6 protein-coding genes are annotated in these 5,718 nt (G+C 73.5%); all 6 read right to left on the bottom strand.

Going from position 1 to position 5,718, the window contains the following annotated elements; translation table 11 throughout:
* Positions 1-2,190, bottom strand: a 2,190-nt coding sequence (locus E1281_RS36595; RefSeq protein WP_207943721.1) for a molybdopterin cofactor-binding domain-containing protein, incomplete at its 3' end; no start/stop codon positions are given.
* On the bottom strand, positions 2,190-3,548 hold the full coding sequence (locus E1281_RS36590; protein ID WP_131884287.1) for an 8-oxoguanine deaminase: 1,359 nt from the start codon (positions 3,546-3,548) through the stop codon (positions 2,190-2,192). The genes E1281_RS36595 and E1281_RS36590, both read right to left, overlap by 1 nt.
* Positions 3,545-4,045 carry a (2Fe-2S)-binding protein gene (locus tag E1281_RS36585; RefSeq protein ID WP_131884286.1) on the bottom strand — a complete coding sequence of 167 codons (501 nt, stop codon included), beginning with the start codon at positions 4,043-4,045 and terminating at the stop codon, positions 3,545-3,547. The genes E1281_RS36590 and E1281_RS36585 overlap by 4 nt, the downstream gene beginning before the upstream one ends.
* Complete coding sequence (locus E1281_RS36580) at positions 4,045-4,917, bottom strand: FAD binding domain-containing protein (protein WP_131884285.1); 873 nt, start codon at positions 4,915-4,917, stop codon at positions 4,045-4,047. The genes E1281_RS36585 and E1281_RS36580 overlap by 1 nt, the downstream gene beginning before the upstream one ends.
* Positions 4,918-4,928: 11 nt before the next feature.
* Entirely contained in the window at positions 4,929-5,243 is a 315-nt protein-coding gene (gene uraH, locus E1281_RS36575) for a hydroxyisourate hydrolase (RefSeq protein ID WP_131884284.1), read from the bottom strand.
* The gene (gene uraD / locus E1281_RS36570; RefSeq protein WP_131884283.1) at positions 5,240-5,698 is read right to left on the bottom strand and encodes a 2-oxo-4-hydroxy-4-carboxy-5-ureidoimidazoline decarboxylase; all 459 of its coding nucleotides are present in this window, start codon (positions 5,696-5,698) and stop codon (positions 5,240-5,242) included. Before uraD ends, uraH begins: the two co-directional genes overlap by 4 nt.
* Between the last annotated feature and the right edge of the window lie 20 nt (positions 5,699-5,718).

Raw genomic sequence — 5,718 nt, 5'->3', positions numbered from 1 at the left:
GGGTTCGCCGGCGCCTCTCAGGCCGTAGGGGGCGGCGGGGTCCGGGTTCTCCAGGATGTCCAGGCGCATCGGGGGCATGTCGAGGATCGTCGGGATCAGGTAGTCGGTGAAGGACGGGTTCCGGACGAGCCCGTCCGTGACGACTATCTCCTCCATCAGGGCCAGGCCCAGACCCTGGGCGGAGCCGCCGTGGATCTGGCCCTCCACCCCGGTCCGGTTGATGATCTTGCCTACGTCCTGGACCGCGGCCAGCTCCACGACTTTGACCAGGCCCAGCTCTACGTCAACGTCCACTACGGCACGGTGGACGCAGAGAGCGAGCTGGGTGTGGCTGTCGCCCTGGCCGGTGACGGGGTCCAGGGCCGTTGTTGGGCGGTGGCGGTATTCGCGGGTCTCCTCAATGGCGGTGTCGCCGAGGAGCTCCTCGATGGTGCAGAGTACGCCGTCGGCGCGGGAGACGATCTTGCCTCCGGTGGTGGAGAGGTCGTGGCGGCCCAGGCGGCGCGCGGCCAGGGCGAGCAGCTCGGCGCGCACCGCCTCGCAGGCCGCCTTGACCGCGCCGCCCGACATGTAGGACTGGCGGGACGCGCTCGACGAGCCGGCGTCGCCGACCCGGTCGTCCGCCGGGGCGATCGTGACCTTCGGGACGCCCAGCTCGGTCCGGGCGATCTGCGCCTGGATCGTGACGAGCCCCTGCCCGACCTCGGCCGCGGCGGTGTGCACGAGGACGGTCGCCTCGCCGCCGATGACCTCCAGCCGGACGCGGGCGGTGGAGTAGTCGTCGAACCCCTCGGAGAAGCAGATGTTCTTGATCCCGACTCCGTAGCCGACGCCCCGCACGACGCCTTCGCCGTGGGTGGTCTGGGATACGCCGCCCGGCAGGTTCCTGATGTCGGACGCGTCGAGGGGCGGCGGCATGGGCATCGCCTCCAGGCGGGTCAGCATCCCGGCCAGCGGCGCGGGCGAGTCGATGACCTGGCCGGTCGCGAGCCTGGAGCCCTGGGAGACCGCGTTGCGGCGGCGGATCCCGACCGGGCCGAGCCCGGTGGCCGCGCCGAGCTTGTCCATCATCGACTCGTAGGCGAAGCACGCCTGCACCGCGCCGAATCCGCGCATCGCGCCGCACGGGGGGTTGTTGGTGTAGACGCCGTACGCGTCGATCCTGATGTTGGGGATCTCGTAGGGACCGACGCCTAGGGAGGCCGCGTTGCCGGTGACGTTCATCGTGGACGACGTGTACGCGCCGCCGTCCAGGACGATCTCGACGTCGGCGTAGAGGAGCCGTCCGTCCGCCGTGGCGCCGTACTCGTACCGCATCTGGGCGGGATGGCGGTGGACGTGCCCGAAGAACGACTCGTACCGGTTGTACGACATCTTGACGGGCCTGCCGGTGTGCAGGGCGAGCATCCCGGCGTGGATCTGCATCGACAGGTCCTCGCGGCCGCCGAACGCGCCGCCGACGCCGGCGAGCGTCATGTGGACCTGGTCCTCGGCGAGGCCGAGGCACGGCGCGATCTGCTTGAGGTCGTTGTGGATCCACTGGGTCGAGACGTAGAGGTCGACGCCGCCGTCCTCGGCCGGGACCGCCAGGCCGGCCTCGGGTCCGAGGAACGCCTGGTCCTGGATGCCGACCTCGTACTCGCCCGACACGACGACGTCCGCCTCGGCGCGGGCGGCCTGGACGTCGCCGGCGCGCACCGGCTGGTGGCGGACGATGCCGCCGCGCTCCTGAACCTTCTGCCCCTCCGGGTCGGCGAGCACGGCGCGGGGGTCGGTGATCGGCGTCAGAACCTCGTAGCCGACGGCGATCCGCTCCATCGCGCGCCGCGCCGTCTCCGGATGGTCGGCGGCCACGAGCGCCACGGGCTCGCCCTCGTGCCGGACCTGGTCCATGGCCAGGACGGGCTGGTCTTCGGTGTGGTCGAGGCCGAACCTCTTGCGTCCCGGCACGTCGTCGTGGGTGAGGACGGCCCGGACGCCGGGGATCGCGAGCGCCGGCGCGATGTCGATCGACGTGATCAGGGCCCGGGGGTGCGGGCTGCGCAGCGTCGCGCCCCACAGCATCCCGTCCATCCACAGGTCGGACGCGTAGGCGAACTCGCCCGCGACCTTGAGCGTGCCGTCAGGCCGCAGCGGGCTCTCGCCGACCCCGCCGAGGCCGGGCGCGGCCACCTGACCCGGCGCCGGCATCAGAGCACGTCCCGCGCGAGCCGCATCAGGCGGCGGTGGGCGTCGGCGCCGCGGCGCCCGGCCTCGTCCTGCGGGACGGTGACGAGCGTGTCGTCGTCGACGACGGTGCGGCCGCCGACGAGGAGGCGCCGCAGCGGCGGGGTCTTCCCGAACGCGAAGGCGACGACCGGGTCGTCGACCGCCGCGTGGAAGCCGTCCACCCGCCACAGCGCGACGTCGGCGAGCTTGCCCGGTTCGAGCGTGCCGATCTCGTCCTCGCGGCCGAGGCAGCGGGCGCCGCCGAGCGTCGCCATCTCCAGGGCCTGCCGGGAGGTCAGCGCGGTCGGCCCGTACCGGGCGCGCTGCATGTAGATCGCCTGCCGGATCTCTCCCGCCAGGGGGACGAGTTCCGCCGACGCCGACCCGTCCACGCCGAGGCCGACCGCCGCGCCCTCCTCCAGCAGGCGGGACACGCGGGCGATCCCGGCGCCGAGCCGGGCGTTGGAGCTGGGGCAGTGCGCCGTGCCGGTGCGGGTCTCGGCGAGCCGCTTGATGTCGCCGTCGTGGAGGTGGACGCAGTGCGCGAACCACACGTCGGGGCCGAGCCAGCCGAGCGAGTCCATGTACTCGGTCGGCGTCATGCCGAACTGCTCCGCCGTGTGCTCCTCCTCGTCCAGCGTCTCGGCGAGGTGGGTGTGCAGCCGGACGCCCTTCGTTCGCGCCAGCTCCGCCGACCCGGTCAGCAGGTCCCGGGTGACGGTGAACGGCGAGCACGGCGCGACGGCGACGCGGAGCATGGAGCCCGGCGACGGGTCGTGGTACCGGTCGATCGCCGCCTCGGTCTCGGCGAGGATCGTGTCGAGGTCCTCGACGACCTCGTCCGGCGGCAGGCCGCCCTGCGACTCGCCCCGGTCCATCGACCCCCGGCACGGGTGGAACCGGACGCCGATCTCCCGCGCGGCGTCGATCTCCGCCGCGAACAGGTCGCCGCGTCCCCTGGGGAACAGGTAGTGGTGGTCGGAGGCCGTGGTGCAGCCCGACTTGGCGAGCCACCCGAGTCCCGCGCTCGCCGCGCCGGCCACGACCTCGGCGTCCATCTTCGACCACGGCCTGTAGAGCGTCGTCAGCCACTCGAACAGGGTGCTGTCCACGGCGAGGCCCTGGCTGGCCCACTGGTAGAGGTGGTGGTGCGTGTTCACCAGACCGGGGGTGGCCAGGCATCCGGTCCCGTCGATCCTCTCGGCGCCCTCGGCCGCGCGGGCGGGGGACGGGCCGGGGCCGACGGCGGTGATGCGGTCGCCCTCGACCACGATGTGGCCGCCCGGGTGCTCGCCGCCGGAGACGGTGGCGACGTGGGCGTTCTCGATGACGATCGTCATGGCGCGGCCCCCTCCCGCTCGGCGGCCCTTCGCTCGGCGGCCAGGCGCACCGCGTCCAGGATCTTCTCGTAGCCGGTGCAGCGGCACAGGTTGCCGGCGAGCGCCTCGCGGATCTCGGCGTCGGCCGGGGACGGGTTCCGCTCGATCAGGTCGTGCGACTGGACGATGAGTCCGGGCGTGCAGAACCCGCACTGGACGGCGCCGGTCTCGGCGAACGCCTCCTGGACGGCGTCGAGCCGCCGGTCTCCGGGCCGCCCCTCGGCGAGGCCCTCGACCGTGCGGACGTCGCGTCCCTCCGCCTGCCCGGCCGCGACCAGGCACGCGCACACCGGGACACCGTCCAGGTAGACGGTGCAGGAACCGCATTCGCCCTGCTCACAGGCGTTCTTCGAGCCGGGGAGCCCCATCCGCTCCCGGAGCGTGTAGAGCAGGCTCTCGCCCTCCCACACGTCGTCCACGGCCTCCGGCGAGCCGTTCACCATGACGTTGAGGCGCATCAGCGGGCCTCCCTTCCGGTGGTCCGATGGTCGTTCCAGGCCCAGGTCAGCGTGCGGCGCGCCATCACCGACAGGGCGTGCCGGCGGTACCCGCCCGTCCCACGGACGTCGTCGATGGGCGACGCCGCCTCGCCCACCAGTTCCCCGAAGCGCCGCGCGGCCGATTCGGCGAGCGGGCCGCGGCCGTCCCAGTCCAGCTCGCCGGAGATGAACGCCTCGGCGGCGGTGGCGCGGCGCGGCGTCGGCGCGGCCGACCCGAGGCCGGTCCCGACGCGCCGCTCCGCCGGGTGCAGCGCGACCGCGAACGAGCACACCGCGATCACCATGGCGTTCCTGGTGCCGATCTTGGAGAAGTACTGCGGGGCGGGCGCGGGGGCCGTCCAGAACGCGCGGATCAGCTCGTCCGGCTCCAGCGCGTTCCGCTTCACCCCGGTGAAGAAGTCCGCCGCCGGGATCATCCGGACGCCGCGCGCCGCCGACTCGGCCTCGATCACCGCGCCGCCCGCCAGCAGTGGCGGGTGGCCGTCCCCGGCGGGCGAGGCGGCGCCGAGGTTGCCTCCGACCGTGCCCCGGTTGCGGATCTGCGGCGACCCGACCGTCCGGGACGCCTGCGCGAGTCCGGGCAGCCGGTCCCCCAGCTCCTCGATCAGCCGGGTGTAGGAGACGCCGGCGCCGACGCGCAGCCGCCCGTCCACCGTGTCCCATTCGGCCAGCTCGCGGACCCGGGTCAGGTCGAGCAGCGCCTCCGGCCGCCGCACGTCGAAGTTGATCTCGACCATGACGTCGGTGCCGCCCTGGAGGGGCAGCGCGCCCGGCCGCCCCGCTTTCGTCGCGAGGGCGTCCTCCCAGGTCGCGGGCCGCAGAAAGTCCATGTCCGGAATTCCTAGCTCCCTCGGTAGGTCGAGTAGGCGTACGGGCTGATCAGCAGCGGCACGTGCAGGTGCCGTCCGGGATCGGTGACCGTGAACGCCACCGTGACCTCGGGGTAGAAGTCCGACATGCCCGCCGTGTCGAACGTGAGCCGGTGCACGCCGGTCTCCAGCGCGGCCCCCCATTCCCTGATCCGGCCGTCGGCCTCGGTGCGGGCCTCGGCCAGGGTCGTCCAGCCGCCGTCCGCCGCACGCCGGTCCAGCCGGACGGCCACGCCCGCCGCCGGCAGCCCCTTCGCCGCGTCCAGCACATGCGTCGACAGGCTCAAGACTTCTCCCCCGCCAGCTTCGCCAACCGCAGATCGACGATCTTGGCCAACTCCCTCCGGACGACCGCCCGCTCGGTACCGGTGTCGTTCTCCAGCCGCTCCCGGAGGTCACCGAGCATGTCATCCGCGCCGCGCCCGGAAGCGCAGATCAGGAACACATGCCCGAAGCGCTCCTCGTATTCACGGTTCCCCTCGACCAAGGCGGCACGCACCTCCGCCTCCGCGCCGTCCATCCCGGACTGCTCGCCCCGCGACCAGGCGCCCTCCCGGACCCGCTCCCCGATGCGCGGGTGGTCGGCGAGCGCCTCCTCCACGTCCGCCCAGTCGAGCTCGTCCAGTACCTCGGCCCCCGCCGCCCGCAGCGCCGCGGCGTCGCGGTGGGGCCGCCCGGCGAGCGCCGCGACCCACCGGCGGGACGCGCAGCACGCCGACAGCTCCGCCTCGGTGAACAGCACGGGCCCCTCCTCCCCTCATC

It is taken from the genome of Actinomadura sp. KC345 (assembly GCF_004348515.1).
In the GTDB taxonomy this organism is placed as follows: Bacteria; Actinomycetota; Actinomycetes; order Streptosporangiales; family Streptosporangiaceae; genus Spirillospora.
This window is presented reverse-complemented; position numbering and strand designations above follow the sequence as displayed.

Coding starts and splice junctions, on each gene's coding strand:
- E1281_RS36585 (WP_131884286.1), bottom strand. CDS start 4,045: ATGCGCCTCAACGTCATGGTGAACGGCTCGCCGGAGGCCGTGGACGAC.
- E1281_RS36580 (WP_131884285.1), bottom strand. CDS start 4,917: ATGGACTTTCTGCGGCCCGCGACCTGGGAGGACGCCCTCGCGACGAAA.
- E1281_RS36590 (WP_131884287.1), bottom strand. CDS start 3,548: ATGACGATCGTCATCGAGAACGCCCACGTCGCCACCGTCTCCGGCGGC.